Below are 18,807 nucleotides of genomic sequence, written 5' to 3'. Positions count from 1 at the left end.
CGGCGTGTCCCTGCGGCTCGGCAGCGCGATGCGGGGTCCTCTTGCGGTTCGGCGTTGTGCTGCCGAGCCCAGATTGCGGTTCGGCGGCTGATTCCGCATCGGCCGTGTGAGGAGTGCAAGAGGTCGGGCGTATCCGACACAGTGGGGGCATGGAGGACACCGACAGGTCGCCGGCCCCCGGGGGCGGTGGACCGCCGCACGACGACGCCTGGTTCGCCGCGCTCTTCGACGCGCACCACCGGGCCCTGTTCCGCTACTTCGTGCGGCGGCTGCCCGCCACCGGGGGCGCGCGCACCAGTGACGCGGAGGACCTCGCGGCTGAGGTCCTCGCCACGGCGTGGCGCCGTCGCGACGACGTGCCGGACGGCGCGGAGCTTCCGTGGCTCTACCGCACGTGCGGGTTCGTCCTCGCGAACCACCGCCGGAAGATCCGCGCGCTGCCGGTCGCCGTCGTCCCGGACGAACCGGACGACATCGACCCCGAGACCCTGGCCGTCGACGACGACGTCGTGCGCGGCGTCCTCGCCTCACTCAGTCCTCGCGACCGGCGCATCCTGCTGCTCGTCGCCTGGGACGGGCTCGACGGCGACGCGCTCGCCGAGGTCCTGGGCGTCTCGCGCGGCGGCGCCGACGCCGCGCTGTCCCGTGCCCGTTCCCGCCTCCGTGAGGCGTGGCTCACAAGTGAGCAAGCCCATGACGCGTGATGACATAAACCTGGGTGACGAGCAGGACGGCCAGGAGCCTGCCGCCGGGAACGAAACCCCTGGACCACGAACGGGTAGCGGAGGGAATGCGATGAACGACGACGCCTTCGACCGCCTCCGTGCCGCCGACCCCGCGCACCGTGCGCCCGAGCCGGCCGCCGGAGTGCTGCGGGCCAAAGTGGATGCGCTGATCGGGGTGGACGCTCCGGCCGGGGCCGCGCCCGACGGCGGTTCGTCGTCGGACGGCGCAGGGACGGACGAACTCGCCCGACGGCGGTCGCGGCGCCGGCAGCCGTGGCTCGTGGCGGCCGCGGTGGCCGGATTCCTTGCCGTCGGCGGCGGCGGGTACGCGGCCGGGTCGAACGGGTTGCTCTCGGGTGGAGGCGGCCTGATCGAGACCGCGGGCCAGGACGCGGGTTCCGCCGAGGGCGAGGCGGGACCACCGATCGCGCTCGACAGAGCGGGTGACGACGCCATGTCCGGCGGTGCCGAACAGGCGTCGCCGGAGGACATGGCGGAGGTCGCGCCCGACACCCAGGAGGAGATCGGCCGGGAACCGGCCCTGGGCACGTTCCTCTACCCGGCTCCTTCGCACACCGTGTTCCACGGGGGCGCGGGACTCTCCGACGACCCGGGCGAACTGGCCGCGTACACGCTCGACGCGCGGGCGTCGTACACGCGGGAGACGGCGGAGGACGCGGCGCGCGCGCTGGGCCTGCGCGGCGACGTCCGGCAGGAGGACGGCGCGTGGGTGGCCGGCGCGAGCGACGGGTCCGGTGCGAACCTGCGGATCACCGCCGACGGACAGACCTCGATCTGGTTCAACGGCATCTGGCCGGACTCGTGGCGCTGCGACATCGCCGAGCCGACCCTGCCCGAGGACCCGACGAGCGACGAGGAGGCCGGCACCCAGCAGAACTCCTCGGACGTGGCTCCCGGCAGCGGGGGCGGGGTCGACAGCAAGGAAGGCGTTGCGCCACCCTGCCTGGACGGTGGCGCGGGGGTGCCGTCGGTGACGGAGGCGAGCGACGAGCTGCGCCGCGTCATGGAGGCGCTCGGCGTCGACGTGGGAGCGTTCGACTTCGAGGCGGACTCGCGCGGGATGGGCACCAGCGTCAGCGCGTTCCACCGGATCGACGACCGGCGGACGGGGCTGCAGTGGTCGGCGACGGTGTCGGGCACCGGGTCCGACATCGGCATCGTCTCGCTGAACGGGTTCCTGGCACCGGTGACGGAGCTCGGCGCCTATCCGGTGGTCTCGGAACGCGAGGCGGTGGAGCGGCTCGGCGACGCGCGGTTCGGTGCCACGCCCGGGAACGTCCGGACGCTGGACCCGGCGGTGTCGTCGGAGGAGGCGGACGGCTCGGCGCCGGACGGGCCGCCCGCGGCCCTCGAGCCCGGCGCCCCGATCGCCTGGCCGGTGCGCGACGTCACGATCACGAGCGCGCAGCTCGGCGTGGCGCAGCACACGCTGACCGACGGCGCCGTGGTGCTGATCCCCGCGTACGAGATGACGGGCGACGGCGGGACCTGGTCCGTCATCGCCGTCGCGGACGACCTTCTGGACTTCGCGGGGCGGTGACCACGGGATAGGTTCGGACTGCGCAATCACCGAGCAGAAGGAGCTCCAATGTCAGTCCGTACCGCCCGCACCGCCTGGAACGGCACCCTCCTGGAAGGATCGGGTCAGGTCGAGCTCACGTCGTCGGGCACCGCGACGTTCGACGTGTCCTGGCCGCGCCGCGCCGGCGAGGATGCCGAAGGCGTCACGAGCCCCGAGGAGCTGATCGCGGCCGCGCACTCCTCGTGCTTCTCCATGGCGTTCTCCGGCGAACTCGGCAACGCCGGCGCCACGCCGGAGCAGATCGAGGTCGGCGCCGACGTCACGTTCACGCCGGACCCGGCCGGTGGTTTCCGGATCTCGGCCATTGCGCTGACCGTGCGCGGCTACGCCAGCGGCGTGGACGAGGCCGGCTTCAAGGCCGCGGCGGAGGCCGCCAAGGTCGGTTGTCCCGTCTCGAAGGCACTCACCGGGGTCGACGAGATCACCCTGGACGTCACGTTCGAGGGCTGATCAGGCCGACTCCGTGGCCGGCCCATGGGCTTGCGCTGACGGAGCATGAGCCTGCTTACGCCTGACGTGGCTCAGGCGTAAGCAGCCTCATGCTCCGTAGGCAAGCTCATGGCCCGCGGCGCCTGCCCGCGGGTCAGTCGGCCCGCCGGGCGAAGCGGCCCCGGTGGACCACCTCCGACAGCGGCTTGCGGGGGCGGCGCGTCGGTGAGCCCGCCGCGCCTCCCGTCGTCGGATGTCCGACGGCGATCGCGCCCGTGATCTCGTATTCGCCCGGGATGTCGAGGGCCGCGTGGACGGCCGTGGCCTCGCCCGGCGGCACGCCGAAGAAGCAGGCGCCCAGCCCCTCGTCCACAGCCGTCTGCAGGATGAGCAGGGACGCCATCCCGGCGTCGACGTGCCAGTACGGGACGGGCCAGCGGGACTCGTCGAGATCCTCCCAGCCCTTGTCCCTCTCGGCATATCGCCGCAGGTAGGCGTCCTTGGAGGTGAGCACGAGGACGACGACGGGCGCCGTGCGCATCCCCGCGAGCCAGGCGGACATGTCGCGGTCGGAGCGCGTGTCGTTCGACGGCACGGCCGCCGTCCAGAACCGGTCGCGGTTCTCCTTCTCGTCGAGGACGACGAACGCCCACCCCTGACTGAACCCGGCGCTCGGCGCGCGGACCGCGTTGCGGAGCATCCGGTCCACGGCCCCCGCCGCGACGGGCTCTCCGGTGAACCGGCGATGCATGCGCCGCCGGCGGACGACCTCCTGGAACTCCATGGAGGACATCCTGCCGCGTTCCGCCGGGCGATGAGTTCGCGGGGCCGCTCGTCGATGTACGACGCCGTTCACGTCCACGGATGACCGCTTCGGGACGGAGCGGCTGGAGCAGCACCCACGTGGACCGTGCCACACCTGGCCGCTCGGAGTGGGACAATCGCCGTCGTGCCCCCGCAGACTCGCCGCGCCCAGGTTCCTGCCGACGCCGACGTCACGACTGCCGGCCGGATCGCCGAGGAGGAGACCCGGCTCGCGGCCGAGGCCGAGGCCCAGGACGCCGCCGCGATCGCCCGGGACGCGGTCGCCGCCGCGCTGCGCACCGTCGTCAGCGGCCAGGTCGACCACTCCGCACGCCGCCGCGCCGAGTACTCCACGGACGCGTCGAACTATCGCGTCGTCCCGGAGATGGTGGTCTTCCCCGAGTCGTCCGACGACGTCGCCGCCGCGCGGGAGGTGCTGCGCGAACTGGAGGTGCCCGTCACCGCCCGCGGCGCGGGTACCTCCGTGGCGGGCAACTCCGTAGGGACCGGCGTCGTGCTCGACTTCTCGCGCCACCTCGGCGACGTCCTCGACATCGACCCGGAAGCACGCACCGCGCGCGTGCAGCCCGGCACGGTCATGTCCGTGCTCCAGGCTGCGGCGAAGCCGCACGGCCTGCGGTTCGGCCCGGACCCGAGCACGCAGAACCGCGCCACCCTCGGCGGCATGATCGGCAACAACGCCTGCGGCCCGCACGCCGTGGCGTACGGCCGCACGGCCGACAACGTCGTCTCGCTCGACGTGATCGACGGGCGCGGCCGCCGTTTCGTCGCCGGCGCCGGGGACCCCGAGTTCACGGCCGTGCCCGGCCTCAAGGAGCTCGTCCGGGACAACCTCGCGCTCATCCGGACGGAGTTCGGCCGGTTCGGCCGCCAGGTCAGCGGCTACTCGCTGGAGCATCTCCTCCCGGAGAACGGCTCCAACCTGGCCCGCACCCTCGTCGGCACCGAGGGCACCCTCGTTACCGTGTGCGAGGCGACGCTGTCCCTGGTGCCGCTCCCGAGCACCCCGACGCTCGTCGTGCTCGGCTACCCCGACATGGCGACCGCCGCCGACGACGTCCCCGCCCTCCTCCACTTCGACCCCCTGGCCATCGAGGGCCTGGACGCGCGGCTGGTCGACGTCGTCCGCGGGGCGAAGGGCGCCCAGTCCGTGCCCGACCTGCCCGACGGCGCGGGCTGGCTGATGATCGAGGTCGGCGGCGACACCCAGGAGGAGGCGTTCGGGCGGGCACAGGCCATCGCGGCGGCGTCGTCGGCCCTGGACACCGCCGTCCTGCCCGCCGGGCCCGACGCGGCACGCATGTGGCAGATCCGGGCCGACGGCGCCGGCTTGGCCGGCCGCACCCCCGCGGGCGAGCAGGCGTGGCCCGGCTGGGAGGACTCCGCCGTCCCGCCCGAGAAGCTCGGGGACTACCTGCGCGACCTCCAGGCCCTCATGGACCGGTACGGCGTGGACGGGCTCCCGTACGGGCACTTCGGCGACGGCTGCATCCACCTGCGGATCGACATCCCCCTCGAGAAGTCGGGATCGATCCTGCGCACGTTCATGCACGACGCCGCCGAACTGGTCGCCAAGTACGGCGGCTCGCTGTCCGGCGAGCACGGCGACGGCCGCGCCCGCTCCGAGTTGCTGCCCCTCATCTACTCGCCCGAGGCGATCCGGCTCATGGAGCGGTTCAAGGCGCTCTTCGACCCGGACGACCTCATGAACCCCGGCGTGGTGGTCCGCCCCCGCGCCGTCGACCAGGACCTGCGCCGTCCCGCAGCCCGGCCGACGCCGTCCGCCAAGCCCTCGATCAGCACCATTCCGAAGCTGCTCGGCGGACCGTCGTCGCGCACCGGATACACCGGGTTCGGGTTCGCGCACGACCACCACGACCTCACGACGGCCGTGCACCGCTGCGTCGGCGTCGGCAAGTGCCGGGTCGTGCCGGAGCCCGGCGGCTCCACCACCTCGTTCATGTGCCCCAGCTACCAGGCCACACGCGACGAGAAGGACGTCACCCGCGGCCGCGCGCGCGTCCTGCAGGAGGCGGTCAACGGAAACCTCGTGGGCGGCCTCGCCGCGCCCGAGGTGCACGAGTCCCTCGACCTGTGCCTGAGCTGCAAGGCGTGCTCGTCCGACTGCCCGGCCGGCGTGGACATGGCGCAGTACAAGTCCGAGGTCCTGCACCGCACCTACCAGGGGCGGATCCGGCCCATCGACCACTACGCGCTCGGCTGGCTGCCCCGCTGGGCCCGGCTCGTCGGGCCGTTCGCCCGGCTCGTCAACAAGGCGCTGAAGCCGCGCTGGGTGCAGCAGACGGTCCTCTGGGCCGGCGGGATGGACCCCCGCCGCCAGATGGTGAAGTTCGCCGAGGTCCCGTTCCGCGAGTGGTGGCGCCGCGGGGGAGCGACCGGGGGCGTGCCCGGCCTCCGCGTGGGCGGCACGCCCGGCCACGAGGCCGAGACCGCGGCGCGGCTCGCCACGAAGCCCAAGGTGGTCCTCTGGGCGGACTCCTTCAGCGACTCGATGGCACCGTCGGTCCCGCAGGCCGCGATCGACGTGCTCACCGCAATGGGCTACGAGGCCGTGGTGCCCGACGACGGCGCCTGCTGCGGACTCACCTGGATCTCCACCGGGCAGCTCGACGGGGCGCGGCGGCGGCTGGAACACCTCCTGCGCGTGCTCGGGCCCTACGCGGTGAACGGGATCCCGATCCTCGGGCTGGAGCCCTCCTGCACGGCCGTGCTCCGCTCCGACCTGGTCGACCTGTTCCCCGACGACCCGAGGGCGCTCGCGGTGTCGCGGGCCGTGGTGACCGTCGCCGAACTGCTCACGGGTCAGGGCGCGCCGGACACGATCCCGCTCCCGGCCCCGAGCCCGGACTGGGCCGTGCCGTCGCTGGAGGACGTGACCGCCGTCGTGCAGCCGCACTGCCACCAGTACTCGGTGATGGGCTTCGCGGCCGACCGCGAGGTGCTCACCTCCGCGGGCGCGCGGATCGACGAGCTCGCGGGCTGCTGCGGGCTCGCGGGGAACTTCGGGATGCAGAAGGGCCACTACGACGTGTCGGTGGCGGTGGCCGAGAACGCGCTGCTCCCGGCGCTGCGTGCGGCTTCCCCGGGCGACGTGTTCCTTGCCGACGGGTTTTCGTGCCGCACCCAGGCGGACCATCTCGCGGACGTCCAGGGCAAAGCTCTGGTGGAGCTGATCGCGGAGCGGTTGTAGGGCGTGGCGCCTGGCTCCGGCCGGCCTCGGAGCCGGCCGGTGGGGGCCGACGGCGGTGAACGATCAGGTGATCGCTGCCGCGGGCACGGGCCTTACTTCCAGACGCGGATCCGCATCGTGATGTCGTCGTCGGTGGCTTCGAGGATGCCGACCGACACCGTGCGCTCCTCGTCGGTCTGGCCGCACAGCCAGAGGCCGTCGCGGATGTCGCGAGGACCGAGCTCCTTGCCCTTGACCAGGGTCTGGGACGCACAGTCGGCCAGGGTCGGCTCGGCGTCGACCAAGCGGATCGCGAGGATTTCGAGCGAATCCGTGGTGTAGCAGAGGTCGCGGCCGAGTTGGTAGTCGAGGCCGTAGCTGTTGACGACGAGGTCCCAGTTGCCGGCCTTGCTGTCGAGGTCGAGGCAGGAGCCGACGGAGATGGCGACGTGGTCGTCCTCGCGGAAGACGTCCGGAGCGGGCGTGGAGCCGGGGTCTGACGCGGCGGTGTCCGACGCGGTCGTGTCCGACGACGAACCGCCCGCGAGCCGGGCATTCTCGTCCCGGAGCGCGTCGACCTGGTCCTGGAGCGTGTTCGCGTCGTCCTGTGACGCGGCGAGCAGTCGTTCGAGGTTCTCGACCTCCGCGGACAGTTCGCCCGACGACTTCTCGGTGACGGTCTGCCGGACCTCGAGCCAGTTCGACGCGACGGCGCCGGCGATCGTCGACGCCACCGTCAGGGCGCCGACGATCACCGCGGCAATCACCTCACGCGAGGCGATGACGTCGCGGACACGGCGTCTCGCCGGGCGGGGCCGATCGGCGGGCTCCGACGGGACGGGGCCCGTGCGGGCGGAATCGCTCAGGGCAGTGCGCTCGTCGTCGTTCACGGACAACCTTCCGCGGGTCACGTGCCGGACATATTGGCGCATAGAGCATGGCACAGGCCGGGCGCAGTGGCGCTTCGCACCGCCGCGGGGCGGGGGGCCCGCACCTCGGCAGCTAGAACCGGCGCCCGGCGAGAGCTGCCGGGCATGCTGTGATCCTTCCCTGGCGCACTGCTTGACCTGGAGCGCGCTCCAGGTTGTCTGCTTGTCGCGTACCCCCCGATCAACGCGTTCAAGGAGGAGATCATGCGCTATCGCACTCTCGACAACGGGCACACGTCCTTCGAGGTGTCCACCCTCTGCCTGGGCACCATGTTCATGGGCACCCGGACGAACGAGGCGACGTCGTTCGCCATCCTGGACCGGTTCGTCGAAGCCGGCGGGACGTTCCTCGACACCGCGAACAACTACAACGCCTGGGTCGGCGGCCACGGGCGGGACTCCGAGGACGTGATCGGCCGGTGGCTCGCGGCACGGCCCGAGGCCCGCGGCCAGGTCCGCATCGCGACGAAGCTCGGTGCGGCCAAGAAGGACCCTGACGTGCCCCTGTCACGCGCCAACTTCCAGGGCCTGTCGGCCGAGGTGGTCGACCGGGAGGCCCGGGAGAGCCTGCGTCACCTGGGTATCGACCACATCGACCTGCTCTACGGGCACGTCGACGATCGCGAGACTCCGCTCGACGAGACCGTCGGCGCGTTCGGCAAACTCGTCGACGAGGGAGTGGTCGGGATTCCCGGCATCTCCAACGTCGCGCTGTGGCGGGTGGTCGAGGCCCGGGAAGCGGCACGCCGGCTCGGCGTCGCACCGTACGGGGCCGTGCAGCAGTGCCACTCCTATCTGTACCCGGCGCCGCAGCCGATCCGCACCAACTGGGCGAGCCCCGAGCTGCTCGACTACGCCCGGTCGACCGGTGTGGACGGACGCCCCGGCCTCACCGTGATGGCCTACTCGCCCCTGCACCAGGGCGTCTTCGCACGCGACGACAAGCCGCTGTTCAACGGCGCCGACACCCCGGCCTCGCGCGAGCGGATCCGCGTGCTCCGCCAGGTGGCGGGAGAACTCGGCGTGACGCCCAACCAGCTGGCTCTGGCCTGGCTGCTGGGCGGCGAGGTACCGGTGGTCCCGGTGATCGGCGCGTCCAGCGTGGACCAGCTCGACGAACTGCTGGGCGCGGCGGAACTCGACCTGGACGAGGAGACCAGGACCCGGCTGGACGCGGCCTGACTGTGAGGACCAGTCGGCCCGCCGGCCGCCCGGCGCGCGACCACGCCATTTTGCGTGGTGGGAGCGCGGCCATCATGCAAAATGGCGTGGTCGTGTGCCGGGCGGGCGGGCCGTGGGGGCGGCGTCTGGTCAGCTGTGGCCCAGCGACTGGTCGTCGGCGGCCAGCTTTTCCTCGACGCGGGCGATCTTGCTGTCGATCTGGCCCGGCTCGGCGCCGGGACGGATGTCGGCCTTGACGACGAGCGAGGTGCGGTGGCCGCCGGCCGCGACGGCGTCGGTCGCGGCCTTGATGACGGGCATCACCTCGTCCCACTCGCCCTCGATCTCGGTGAACATCGAGGTGGTGCGGTTCGGCAGGCCGGATTCCCGCACGATGCGGACGGCCTCGGCCACCGCGTCGGAGACGGACTCGTCCGGGGTCATCGGAGCAACGGAGAACGCGAAGAGAGCCATGCCGTCCATCGTGGCACGGAGGGCCGGCGTGAGCTGTCCGACCGGCCGTGCCGCTCGCGCTGGCAGATATGGTCGGCCCGATGTCGTGAAGTCGGTCCCTTGAGCTGCCGACTTCACGACAAGCTGCCGACTTCACGACAACCTGCCGACCGCGCGACAACCTGCCGACCGCATCGCTCGCCCGCGCGGGCGCATAGGCTCGACCCCGTGGAACGAGTGACTCTCCTGGCCGGCGGGGTCGGCGGTGCCCGCCTCGCGCACGGTCTAGACCTGGCGCTGCGACCGTCGTCCGGCGAGCCGACGTCGGGCATCGACGCCGCGAACCCTCAGCGACCGGAACTCCCGCAATCGGAACTCGGGCATCTGGAGCTCCCGGAGCCCCGGCATCCGGAGCGGCGCGATCCGGAACCCCAGCGACCGGCGGAACGCCCGCACCCCCTCACCGTCGTCGTGAACGTCGGCGACGACACCGAGTTGCACGGCCTGTGGATATCCCCTGACATCGACACCGTCGTGTACACGCTCGCCGGGCTGAACGACGAGGACCGTGGCTGGGGCCTGCGCGGGGAGTCGTACGCGACGCTCGAACAGATGGCCCGGCTCCGCGAGGACACGTGGTTCACGCTCGGCGACAAGGATCTGGCGACGCACATCGTGCGGACGGCACAGCTGCGCTCCGGCTCACCGCTGTCGGAGGTGACGGCGCGGATCGCGGCCTCGCTCGGGGTGCGGCCGGCGATCGTGCCCGTCACGGACGATCCGCTGGCGACGATGGTCGACACCCCGTCGGGCCGGCTCGGCTTCCAGGAGTACTTCGTGGGCCACCAGCACGCCGACGAGGTGCTCGCGCTGCACTTCGAGGGCGCGGAGGCGGCGCATCCCGCGCCGGGCGTGATCGACGCGTTGGCCGAGGCCGAGACGGTGCTACTGGCGCCGTCGAACCCTTTCCTGTCGATCGATCCACTCCTCGCGGTACCCGGCGTGCGTGATGCCCTGACCGGGACGGGCGCGCGCCGTATCGCTGTCAGCCCCATCGTGGGCGGTGCCGCGATCAAGGGCCCGGCCGCGCAGATCCTGGAGTCGCTGGGTCATGAGGTGTCGGCGCTGGGGGTGGCCCGGCTGTACACCGGCCTGGTGGACGTGATGTGCGTCGACGAGCGCGACGCCCACCTCGCCGGGCCGATCGCGGATCTCGGCTTCGAGGTCATGGTCACCGACACGATCATGGGCGGCTCCGTGGGCCGGGAACGGCTCGCGCGGGAGTTGCTCGGGAAATCCGCGTGAACCGTCCCGAGGTCCCGGGCGTCACCGCCGTCGTCCCCCTGCGCGACGGCGTCTCCGGCAAGTCCCGGCTCGCGTCCGTCCTGGACGACGATGCCCGCCGCGCCCTGATCACCGTGCTGGCCCAGCACGTGGTCGGCACGCTGCTGGCGACACCGCAGGTGGACGGGGTCGTGGTGGTCACGGCGGATATCGGGTTCGCGCGGTCGGCGCTCGGCGAGCTGTCCGACGTCGGCGACCTGGCATTCCTGGCTCAGCCACCGGACCGGCCGGGGCTGAACGCCGCACTGGACGCGGCCCGGAGAGCCCTCGGATCACGCCTGCGGGAGACCGGGCCCGGCGGCGCCGACGCTGCACTTGGCCGCACCGGCGCCGCGCTTCGCGGCATCCAAGCCGTGCCGGGCGACGCCGTGCCCCACTCCCTGCTGGTCGCCCACGCCGATCTCCCCGCGCTCACCCCGGGTGATATCACGGACCTGGTGATGTGGCCGGCAGGACGTCCGAGCGGTCGGCACCCCGAGCGACAGGCCACCTGGTATCCGGCGGTCGGCCGTGCGTCGTCGGATCTGGCCGACCGTCTGCCATCGGGGTCGGACGGCGATGCGACATCGGGCCGACCGCATCCCGCTGACGTCGTGATCGCCACTGACAGAGTGGGTCGCGGGACCAACCTGCTGCTCCTGGGCGCACCCAGCGCAGAGCGTGGGTTCCGCTTCCAGTTCGGGCCGGACAGCCGTGCCGCCCACGAGGCCGAGGCAGCGCGGCTGGGACTCCGGGCGGTGACGATCAGCAACCCGGCCACCGCCGTCGACCTCGACACGGTCGACGACTGGAACGAGCTCCCCGACGCCGTCCGCTCCGCCGTCGGCCGCTACGCCCGATTCCCGTCCCACTGAGAACTGTCGACCTCGTCGCGGTCTGCGGCGGCCCGTTGCTCGAGCTCCGCGGCGATGACCTTGTCCGGACTCGCTCCTTGATCTGCTCGACCAGTTCGACCAACCCGGTCGGCTCGACCGCGTCCCTCGTTGCATTTGTCATGCCACAAAGCAGACCACGGTTCTCACCAGTCCGCTATTTGATCACTGAGATTAGGGATGACCTGTTGCGTATACGCAACAGTGGCCGCTTGATGATCAGCAATAACTCTGGTTGATGCGGCGGGATCCGTATCCGCACCGTGGTCAGCTCCGCCAGGCCCTGCCGGGGGATTCCCGCCACGCGCGGCCACACTCGGATAGCCTGGTCAGCGGTGTGCCGGGAAGCCTGGTCGGCGTCTCGTCCGTCGAGCCTGGGAGGCACCCGTGCACGCGCTCATCATGTCCTTCGGCACCCGCGGCGACATCCAGCCGTACGCCGCGCTGGCCCGCGGGCTCGCCCGCGCCGGCCACGACGTCACCCTCGCCGTCCCGGACGCCTTCGCCGACCTGGTCCCGGGCGCCATCACCCTTCACCCCGCCGGCTCCGAGATGCTTCGCCTCGTCCAGGACGTCATGCCGGAACTCAGCGGCCCGCGCGACGCCCTCAGGACGCTCGGGATCATGAAGTCCGCCATGCGCGAGCACATCGCCGAGACCTGGGACGCCGCGCGTGCGGCGCGCCCGGACGTCGTCGTCTATCACCCGAAGTGCCTGGCCGGGCCGCACATCGCCGAGGCGCTGGCCGTCCCTGGCGTCCTCTCCATCCCCCTGCCGTTCTACACGCCCACGGGCGCCTACCCGGTTCCGTTCCTCGGCGGCGCCTCCTTCGGTGTCTGGGGGAACCGCGCGACCTACCGCTTCAACCGCATGGCGACGGTCATGTACGGCGGCATGATCAACGACTTCCGGCAGCGGGCAGGACTCACCACCAAGACCGGCCGCTTCGCCGACCCGCTGCGGAACCCCGACGGGTCGCCCGTCCACACGCTCTACCCGTACAGCCGTCACGTCGTGCCGATCCCCGCGGACTACCCGCCGTCGGCCCACGTCACCGGCTACTTCTTCCTGGACGACGACGGCGCCTGGGAACCTCCCGCACGGCTCACCGACTTCCTCGCCGCGGGCGACCCGCCCGTCTACGTCGGGTTCGGCTCGATGGGCTTCGGCAAGGGCGCCGACCAGCGGCGCGACGCGATCCTGGGGGCGCTCGCGGCCACCGGCCTGCGGGGGATCGTCGCCACGGGGTGGGGCGGAATCGAGCCGGGCGACGCGCCGTCGGACGACGTGCTCGTCATCGAGGGCGCGCCCCACGACTGGCTGTTCCCTCGGACGGCCGCGGTGGTGCACCACGGCGGAGCCGGTTCGACGGCGGCCGGGTTGCGTGCGGGGAAGCCGAGCCTGATCGTTCCGTTCCTCGGCGACCAGCCGTTCTGGGGCGCCCAGGTGCACCGCATCGGCGCGGGCCCGGAGCCGCTGTCGCGGAGGAAGCTCGCTTCCGGGCTGGCCGGGAGCCTGACCGAACTGGTCGGGGACGCGGGCTACGCCCGCCGCGCCGCCGCGCTGGGGGAGGCGATCCGCGGCGAGGACGGGGTCGGGGAAGGCGTCCGTGTGCTGGAGGAGATCGCGGGCTGAGCACCGGAGGGGTCGCGAGCCGACCTGGCTGCCGCCGCCCGGACCGCAGGTGATCGCACGCGGGCCGGCACCTCCCGGCTCCATCTCCGTGCTCCGCTTCCGTGCAGGTCAGCTCGCCGGGCCCATTCCCTACTGATCGCAACCGCAGTAACGTGGCCCCTGCCCACTCACCTCAACGCCGAGGAGATGCCCGCATGGCCACGCGCACCCGGTTCCTTCCCGCCCTCGCCGCCGCGACGCTCCTGCTCACGGGCTCGGCGGTGCCCGCGCACGCCGATCCGCCGCCACAAGAGGTCCTGTTCGTCGCGAACAACTGGGACGGCACGGCGTCGGTCGTCACGTCGGACGCGTCGCTGTCGCCGCTCGGCGAGCTGAACGTCATCCCCGACCGGGACGAGCGGATGTCCGAGATCTACTGGAACCCGATCTGGCTGGCGTTCTTCCTCGGCATCCGGGAGACCGTCGGCGAGGGACACGACCAGTTCGCCGACGACATGTACTCCACCCCGGACGGGTCCGCCGTCGTCGTCTCCCGGCCGAGCTTCGCCGACGTCGTCTCGATCGACGTACGCACCGGCGAGATCGGCTGGCGGTTCCGGGTGGACGGCTTCCGCGCGGACCACATGGCGCTCTCCCCGGACGGGACCCGCGTCGCGGTCTCCGCCTCGACGGGCAACCGCGTGCACGTGCTCGACGTCGCCACCGGTGCGGAGATCGGCTCCTTCGCAGGCGGCGACAAGCCGCACGAGAACGTGTTCACCGCCGACGGCCACATCTGGAACATGTCGATCGGCGAGGTGAACAACGACCTCGACGCGCCGTGGCTCGACTTCGCCAAGGGCGACCGCGTCATCACCGTCGCCGACGCGGAAACGTTCGACGTCGTCCAGGAGATCGACATGCGCGACCGGCTGGACGACTTCGGCCTCCCGGCCGCCGACGGCTGGTCCGACGCCGTCCGTCCCGCCGCGTTCAGCCCGGACGAGTCGAAGCTCTACTTCCAGGTCTCGTTCTACAACGGCTTCTTCGAGTACGACGTCGCCTCGGACAGCGTCACCCGGCAGCACACGCTCCCCGAGAGGTTCGACGGCGGCCGCACCGACATGGTCAACGACTCACGGCATCACGGCCTGACCATGCAGCCGAGCGGCGAGCACCTGTGCGTGGCGGGCACCATGGACGACTACGCGGTGATCGTGGACCGCGAGACCTTCTCCGAGGGGCCGCTCGTGGAGGTCGACAAGCCGTACTGGGCCACCGTGACCGGCGACGGGCGCGCGTGCGTGGTGTCCGAGTCCGGCGCGGACCAGGTGACGTCGATCGACTTCACCACCGGTGAGAAGATCGCGTCCACGCAGGTCGGCGACCACCCGCAGAGGATCCGCCTGGGCCACGTGCCGTCCGACTGGTGACCGCCCGCCCGACAGATAGGTTGTCCGCATGCTTGCCGCGTTCGTGACCTCGTTCTCGTCCGACACCCCGCTCGACGGCCTGGAGGTGGGTGACGCCCCCGAGCCCGCGGCCCGGGAGCACTGGACCACGGTCGACGTGCGCGCGGCGAGTCTCAATCACCACGACGTCTGGTCCCTGCGCGGCGTCGGACTGCGCGCGGAGCAGCTCCCCATGATCCTCGGCACGGACGCGGCCGGCATCGCGCCCGACGGCACCGAGGTCATCGTGCACGGCGTGATCGGCGCGGACGGGCACGGCGTGGGGCCGCGCGAGCGCCGCACGCTGCTGAGCGAGCACTACCCGGGCACGCTCGCGGAACGGGTCGCCGTCCCGACCGCGAACCTCGTCCCGAAGCCGGCCGGCCTCTCCTTCGAGGAGGCCGCATGCCTCCCGGTGTCGTGGCTCACCGCCTACACCATGCTGTTCACCGTCGGCGGCCTCGCCCCTGGCGACAGTGTCCTGATCCAGGGGGCCGGCGGCGGCGTGTCCACGGCAGCCGTCCTGCTGGGGGCCACGGCTGGCCTCGAGGTGTTCGTGACCTCGCGCTCCGCGGAGAAGCGCGAGCGGGCGATCTCCCTCGGCGCCGCCGCCGCGGTGGCTCCGGGTGAGCGCCTGCCGAAGCGGGTCGACGTCGTGCTGGAATCCGTCGGGCAGGCGACGTGGCAGCACTCGGTGCGTTCGGTCCGCCCGGGCGGGACGATCGCGGTGTGCGGGGCGACGTCGGGCGACGCGTCGCCGGCCGAGCTGACGCGGATCTTCTTCCAGGAGATCCGGGTTCAGGGAGTCACGATGGGCTCCCGCGACGACCTGGCGGCCCTGGCAAACTTCGTGTCCACCAAGGGCATCACTCCCCTGATCGACTCGGTCCACCCACTGCAGAACACCTCAGAAGCCATGGCGAGACTCCTGTCCGGCACCCAGTTCGGCAAGCTGGTCATCACGGTGTAGGCAGTCGGAGACGAGATCAGACGAACCGCTGCTGGTACGCCTCCGTCAGGCTCGGCCCCTGCTCGCCCACCCTCCAGACACTCCAGCCGTCGGCCGTGTACGAGCCGGAGGCCGCCGTCGCCGCGGTGTCCGGGTGGCGGTACTGGCCGCCGTCGGCCAGCTCGATCACCCCGTTCGGGTGGAGCACCGCCTCGTGGTGCTGGCTGCGCCGGGGGCGGGACCAGACGATGCGCGTGGGCGCGCCGAAGCTGCGGGCCAGCGCCTCCAGGTCCGGGTCCTCCTCCTCGTCGAACAGTCCGGGCGTGTTCGCGCGGATGCTCTCGTCCGTCGGGACGGGCGGGATCTGCGCCTCGGGCGCCTGGTTCGGGAAAGGGGGCTGCGCGGCGGGTACGGGCGACAGGTAGCTCCCCTGTGCGTCCGGTGCGGGCGGGTAGTCCGGCGACGCGGGAAGCCCGGGCTGGGGCTGGCCGAAGCTCGGGTCCGCGGACCAGTCGTACACCTGCTCCTGTCCGGGCGCGCCGGCGTACGCCGCCTCCTGTCCGTACCCGGCGTCCGGCGTGTACCCGGAGTCCTGCCACTGGCTGTCGATGACGGGCGGCACGAACGGCGCCGAGTCGATCGGCCCGAGACCCCCGCTCGGGTGCACCTCGTCGAACGCCGGAAAGGTCGGGTCCTGGGTGACGGAGTCGATCGGCCCCCCAGGGGCCAGGGGTTCCGGGGGCGGGGTCATCGCCGAGGAGTAGGGCTCCTCCGGTGCGGGCGACGCCGCGGGATACGCGGTGCTCGAGTACGCCCCCGGCTGCCACAGGTTCTCGTCCGGGGCAGGAGCGGGCACGCTCGGAGCCGGTACCCCGGGCGCGGGGGGCGGCGGGACCGGGGAGTGCGCAGTGAACCCTGCGTCGCCGGCCGGAGTGTCCTCCCCGTAGATCGAGGCCGAGGAGGGCGGCCGGATCACCGTCATCTCGGGATCGTCCGGCTCGTGCGGGGCCGGACCGGCCGACAGGATCGACGGCGCGGGATCCTCCGGCGCAGGTGCTGCCTGCCCCGTCGGGCCTTCGTCCGGCGCGGACGAGAAACGGTCCCTGCGGGACCGGCGTCGGACCGGCGCCGGCTTCGGAACCCGCGGAAGCGTGTCCGACGACGGAACGGACGGGTCGGCCTCCTCGGCGGGTGCCGGAGCCGGCATCGGGGTCGGCGCGGACACCTGCCCACCCGCCGGGCCGGGACGTTCGGCGAAGAGCGGCGCGGGAGTGGAGCCGCTCGACGGCGCCGCCGCGTCCTGCTCGGCCATCGCGCGGCGCGCGGAGCGGCTCGGCGGGAGGGGCCGGCCGTTGTCGGCACCCGGAGCGCTCTCCGCGGACGGCGTCTCGCCACCGCGTGCGAGCGACCTGCGCAGCCCGCGGGCCTGGTTGCCGCCGCGTGCCGATGGCGAGGGGGCGGCCGCCGTCGGCTCCGAGACCGGTGATCCCGCCGATTCGGCGGCAGCGTTCGCCGACTGACGGGACGCCCTCGACTCGCGCGCCACCACGGGCAGTTTCCCCGTCAGCGCGTAGCCGACCTTGACACCCTCGGCGAAGGGGTCGGCGTCCGCGCTCTTCGACCGTGAGGTGAACATCGGTGCGGACGCGACGGGCTCCGGTGTCACATGATCCGGCGTGTTCCCCCGCGTGATCGAGCCGCGGTCCGCCTGGCGCGGCGACGGCAGACCCGGTGGGAGATGGATGACCAGGGGGGACACGTCGAGGAAGCGGCGGCCGTCGTCGGACTTGACCACGTCCATCTTCAGCACCTCCACCGGCATGGTGGGCTGGCGCAGGAAGTCGACGGCGTTGAGGATCTCCTGGGGCGCGTTCTGGCAGATGATGATGAGGCGCGCGCCACCGCCGCTCTTGGGGCTGCTCGACTGCGTGATCGGGACGCTGTCGTAGAAGTCGGCGACGTCGTGCGCGAAGCTGTGCTGACCGCCGTGGTACCGCGAGGCCAGTTCGCCCCGGGTGAGGCGCCCGGCGGCGCCGGCGTGGTCCAGGGCACGGGTCAGCGTCGACTTGTCGAGGTCCCCGACCAGTTCCACCACGACCGGAAGGCCAGAGGCGTCGAGCGCCAGGAGGTGCGGCTCGTCGGGCCCGGAGCCCTGGGCGACGGGGAACACCTGCTCCCCGAGGAGGCCGTCGATATGCGATTCGACCACACGATGCGCCGAGGTGTGGACACCCGGCTCGTCCCCCGCGCCGCTCCCCGAACTCTGCACGAGGAAGGGCCGCGTGGCGTCGACCTCGAACAGTGGCATAGCGGCGTTCCCCCGGATCCTCGGCCATGGTCCCGATGACCACGGTCCGCAAAATCTTACGGCGCATGCTGTGGTGACCTGAAACACGTCCCGGTGAAGGTCCCGTGACGCTTGTCACCCGCATGCGGGGCGCAGATCTCGTGGCCCATGGCCCGTCGTCGCGATGCTATGCCCTCGGTTCCGGGCTCGCTCCTGCCCGCCGTGAACCGGCGGGGACGCGGGCCGGGGCCGCCCGGCACGCACGTGCCGGGCGGCCCCGGGCAGGGCCTCGCGGTGGGCGGATGTCAGCCCTGCTGAGCGGCCATCGCGGCTTCGCTCTCCGGCGTGCTGGCGTCGAACATCCAGGCGATGCCGAACTTGTCCTTGAGCTGACCGTAGAAGTCGCCCCACGGGGCCTTCTCGAACGGCATGACGTCGCTCGCGCCGTCGGACAGCTTGCCGAAGGCCGCGGCGATGTACTCGTGGTCCGCGGACGAGCCGGTGAGTGCGACGGTGACGCCGGCGGTCGGCGCCACGTACGGCGGCATGCCCTCGATGCCGGGGGAGTCGGCTGCCATGAGGGTGAGGCCGTTCGGGGCGTCGAGCTGGCCGTGCATGACGAGGTTCCCGTCCGCGTCCTCCATGCCCGGCATCGGCATTTCTCCGAAGACGTTGATGTTCAGGTCGCCGCCGAGCACGGACTGGTAGAACTCGAGCGCCGCGCGGGCCTCGGTCTTGAAGCTGAGGTAGGGGTTGAGCTTGGTCATGATCGTCTCCTCGGACCGCCGGTGTCCGACGGCGTCGTGCGGATAGTGACGCAGGATGGACCAGCGAGACCTCGTCGACTCATCGGTGTGGCCGGCCCGGTTCCACGTTAGGCCGGGACACTGACATCGACGACCGGAATGGCGGAGCGGGTGTGCGTCAGGTTTGTGGTGCGGGCCATAGGTCGTGTTCGCGTCCGGATTGACGCAG

Annotated in this window: 15 protein-coding genes; 10 read left to right on the top strand and 5 right to left on the bottom strand. The window is 72.2% G+C overall.

Annotated elements, in window-relative coordinates; all coding sequences use genetic code 11:
• The first annotated feature begins 149 nt into the window (after positions 1-149).
• The 3 genes from ACYVK5_RS24000 (at position 150) to ACYVK5_RS23990 (ending at position 2,778) form a co-directional block, all read left to right on the top strand.
• Entirely contained in the window at positions 150-704 is a 555-nt protein-coding gene (locus ACYVK5_RS24000; RefSeq protein WP_460708502.1) for an RNA polymerase sigma factor, read from the top strand.
• 91 nt (positions 705-795) lie between these two features.
• Entirely contained in the window at positions 796-2,286 is a 1,491-nt protein-coding gene (locus tag ACYVK5_RS23995) for a hypothetical protein (RefSeq protein WP_460708501.1), read from the top strand.
• Positions 2,287-2,334: 48 nt separating this feature from the next.
• Positions 2,335-2,778, top strand: coding sequence for an OsmC family peroxiredoxin (locus tag ACYVK5_RS23990; protein WP_460708500.1), 444 nt, complete (start codon positions 2,335-2,337; stop codon positions 2,776-2,778).
• Between the two features lie 133 nt (positions 2,779-2,911).
• Here the strand turns inward: ACYVK5_RS23990 and ACYVK5_RS23985 are convergent, their stop codons facing one another.
• Positions 2,912-3,541: a nitroreductase family protein gene (locus ACYVK5_RS23985; protein WP_460708499.1), complete on the bottom strand. Its 630-nt coding sequence runs from the start codon at positions 3,539-3,541 to the stop codon at positions 2,912-2,914.
• A 165-nt stretch (positions 3,542-3,706) separates the two neighbouring features.
• Here ACYVK5_RS23985 and ACYVK5_RS23980 point away from each other — a divergent pair, with 165 nt between their 5' ends.
• On the top strand, positions 3,707-6,793 hold the full coding sequence (locus tag ACYVK5_RS23980; protein ID WP_460708498.1) for an FAD-binding and (Fe-S)-binding domain-containing protein: 3,087 nt from the start codon (positions 3,707-3,709) through the stop codon (positions 6,791-6,793).
• A 92-nt stretch (positions 6,794-6,885) separates the two neighbouring features.
• Here ACYVK5_RS23980 and ACYVK5_RS23975 read toward each other — a convergent pair whose 3' ends face one another.
• Positions 6,886-7,662 carry a hypothetical protein gene (locus ACYVK5_RS23975; RefSeq protein ID WP_460708497.1) on the bottom strand — a complete coding sequence of 259 codons (777 nt, stop codon included), beginning with the start codon at positions 7,660-7,662 and terminating at the stop codon, positions 6,886-6,888.
• A 243-nt stretch (positions 7,663-7,905) separates the two neighbouring features.
• Between ACYVK5_RS23975 and ACYVK5_RS23970 the strand changes: the two genes are divergently transcribed.
• Positions 7,906-8,883, top strand: coding sequence for an aldo/keto reductase (locus tag ACYVK5_RS23970; RefSeq protein WP_460708496.1), 978 nt, complete (start codon positions 7,906-7,908; stop codon positions 8,881-8,883).
• A gap of 129 nt (positions 8,884-9,012) precedes the next feature.
• Here the strand turns inward: ACYVK5_RS23970 and ACYVK5_RS23965 are convergent, their stop codons facing one another.
• Positions 9,013-9,336 carry a thiamine-binding protein gene (locus ACYVK5_RS23965; protein WP_460708495.1) on the bottom strand — a complete coding sequence of 108 codons (324 nt, stop codon included), beginning with the start codon at positions 9,334-9,336 and terminating at the stop codon, positions 9,013-9,015.
• Between the two features lie 207 nt (positions 9,337-9,543).
• Between ACYVK5_RS23965 and cofD the strand changes: the two genes are divergently transcribed.
• From cofD to ACYVK5_RS23940, 5 genes are all read left to right on the top strand, one after another.
• Positions 9,544-10,620, top strand: coding sequence for a 2-phospho-L-lactate transferase (cofD, locus tag ACYVK5_RS23960; protein WP_460708494.1), 1,077 nt, complete (start codon positions 9,544-9,546; stop codon positions 10,618-10,620).
• The gene (locus ACYVK5_RS23955) at positions 10,617-11,513 is read left to right on the top strand and encodes a 2-phospho-L-lactate guanylyltransferase (protein ID WP_460708493.1); all 897 of its coding nucleotides are present in this window, start codon (positions 10,617-10,619) and stop codon (positions 11,511-11,513) included. The genes cofD and ACYVK5_RS23955 overlap by 4 nt, the downstream gene beginning before the upstream one ends.
• A 405-nt stretch (positions 11,514-11,918) precedes the next feature.
• Positions 11,919-13,166, top strand: a complete 1,248-nt coding sequence (locus tag ACYVK5_RS23950; protein ID WP_460708492.1) for a glycosyltransferase — start codon at positions 11,919-11,921, stop codon at positions 13,164-13,166.
• 194 nt (positions 13,167-13,360) lie between these two features.
• On the top strand, positions 13,361-14,578 hold the full coding sequence (locus tag ACYVK5_RS23945; protein ID WP_460708491.1) for a YncE family protein: 1,218 nt from the start codon (positions 13,361-13,363) through the stop codon (positions 14,576-14,578).
• A 28-nt stretch (positions 14,579-14,606) separates the two neighbouring features.
• Entirely contained in the window at positions 14,607-15,566 is a 960-nt protein-coding gene (locus ACYVK5_RS23940; protein WP_460708490.1) for a zinc-binding dehydrogenase, read from the top strand.
• Between the two features lie 16 nt (positions 15,567-15,582).
• Here ACYVK5_RS23940 and ACYVK5_RS23935 read toward each other — a convergent pair whose 3' ends face one another.
• Both ACYVK5_RS23935 and ACYVK5_RS23930 read right to left on the bottom strand, forming a co-directional pair.
• Complete coding sequence (locus ACYVK5_RS23935) at positions 15,583-17,853, bottom strand: restriction system modified-DNA reader domain-containing protein (RefSeq protein WP_460708489.1); 2,271 nt, start codon at positions 17,851-17,853, stop codon at positions 15,583-15,585.
• 284 nt (positions 17,854-18,137) lie between these two features.
• Positions 18,138-18,599, bottom strand: coding sequence for a VOC family protein (locus ACYVK5_RS23930; protein WP_460708488.1), 462 nt, complete (start codon positions 18,597-18,599; stop codon positions 18,138-18,140).
• Between the last annotated feature and the right edge of the window lie 208 nt (positions 18,600-18,807).

The sequence above is a fragment of the Myceligenerans halotolerans genome, assembly GCF_054782975.1.
This window is presented reverse-complemented; position numbering and strand designations above follow the sequence as displayed.

Excerpts from the sequence above, each read along its gene's own strand:
- ACYVK5_RS24000 (WP_460708502.1), top strand. The coding sequence starts at position 150 with ATGGAGGACACCGACAGGTCGCCGGCCCCCGGGGGCGGTGGACCGCCG.
- ACYVK5_RS23995 (WP_460708501.1), top strand. The coding sequence starts at position 796 with ATGAACGACGACGCCTTCGACCGCCTCCGTGCCGCCGACCCCGCGCAC.
- ACYVK5_RS23990 (WP_460708500.1), top strand. The coding sequence starts at position 2,335 with ATGTCAGTCCGTACCGCCCGCACCGCCTGGAACGGCACCCTCCTGGAA.
- ACYVK5_RS23985 (WP_460708499.1), bottom strand. The coding sequence starts at position 3,541 with ATGGAGTTCCAGGAGGTCGTCCGCCGGCGGCGCATGCATCGCCGGTTC.
- ACYVK5_RS23970 (WP_460708496.1), top strand. The coding sequence starts at position 7,906 with ATGCGCTATCGCACTCTCGACAACGGGCACACGTCCTTCGAGGTGTCC.
- ACYVK5_RS23965 (WP_460708495.1), bottom strand. The coding sequence starts at position 9,336 with ATGGCTCTCTTCGCGTTCTCCGTTGCTCCGATGACCCCGGACGAGTCC.
- ACYVK5_RS23945 (WP_460708491.1), top strand. The coding sequence starts at position 13,361 with ATGGCCACGCGCACCCGGTTCCTTCCCGCCCTCGCCGCCGCGACGCTC.
- ACYVK5_RS23940 (WP_460708490.1), top strand. The coding sequence starts at position 14,607 with ATGCTTGCCGCGTTCGTGACCTCGTTCTCGTCCGACACCCCGCTCGAC.
- ACYVK5_RS23935 (WP_460708489.1), bottom strand. The coding sequence starts at position 17,853 with ATGCCACTGTTCGAGGTCGACGCCACGCGGCCCTTCCTCGTGCAGAGT.
- ACYVK5_RS23930 (WP_460708488.1), bottom strand. The coding sequence starts at position 18,599 with ATGACCAAGCTCAACCCCTACCTCAGCTTCAAGACCGAGGCCCGCGCG.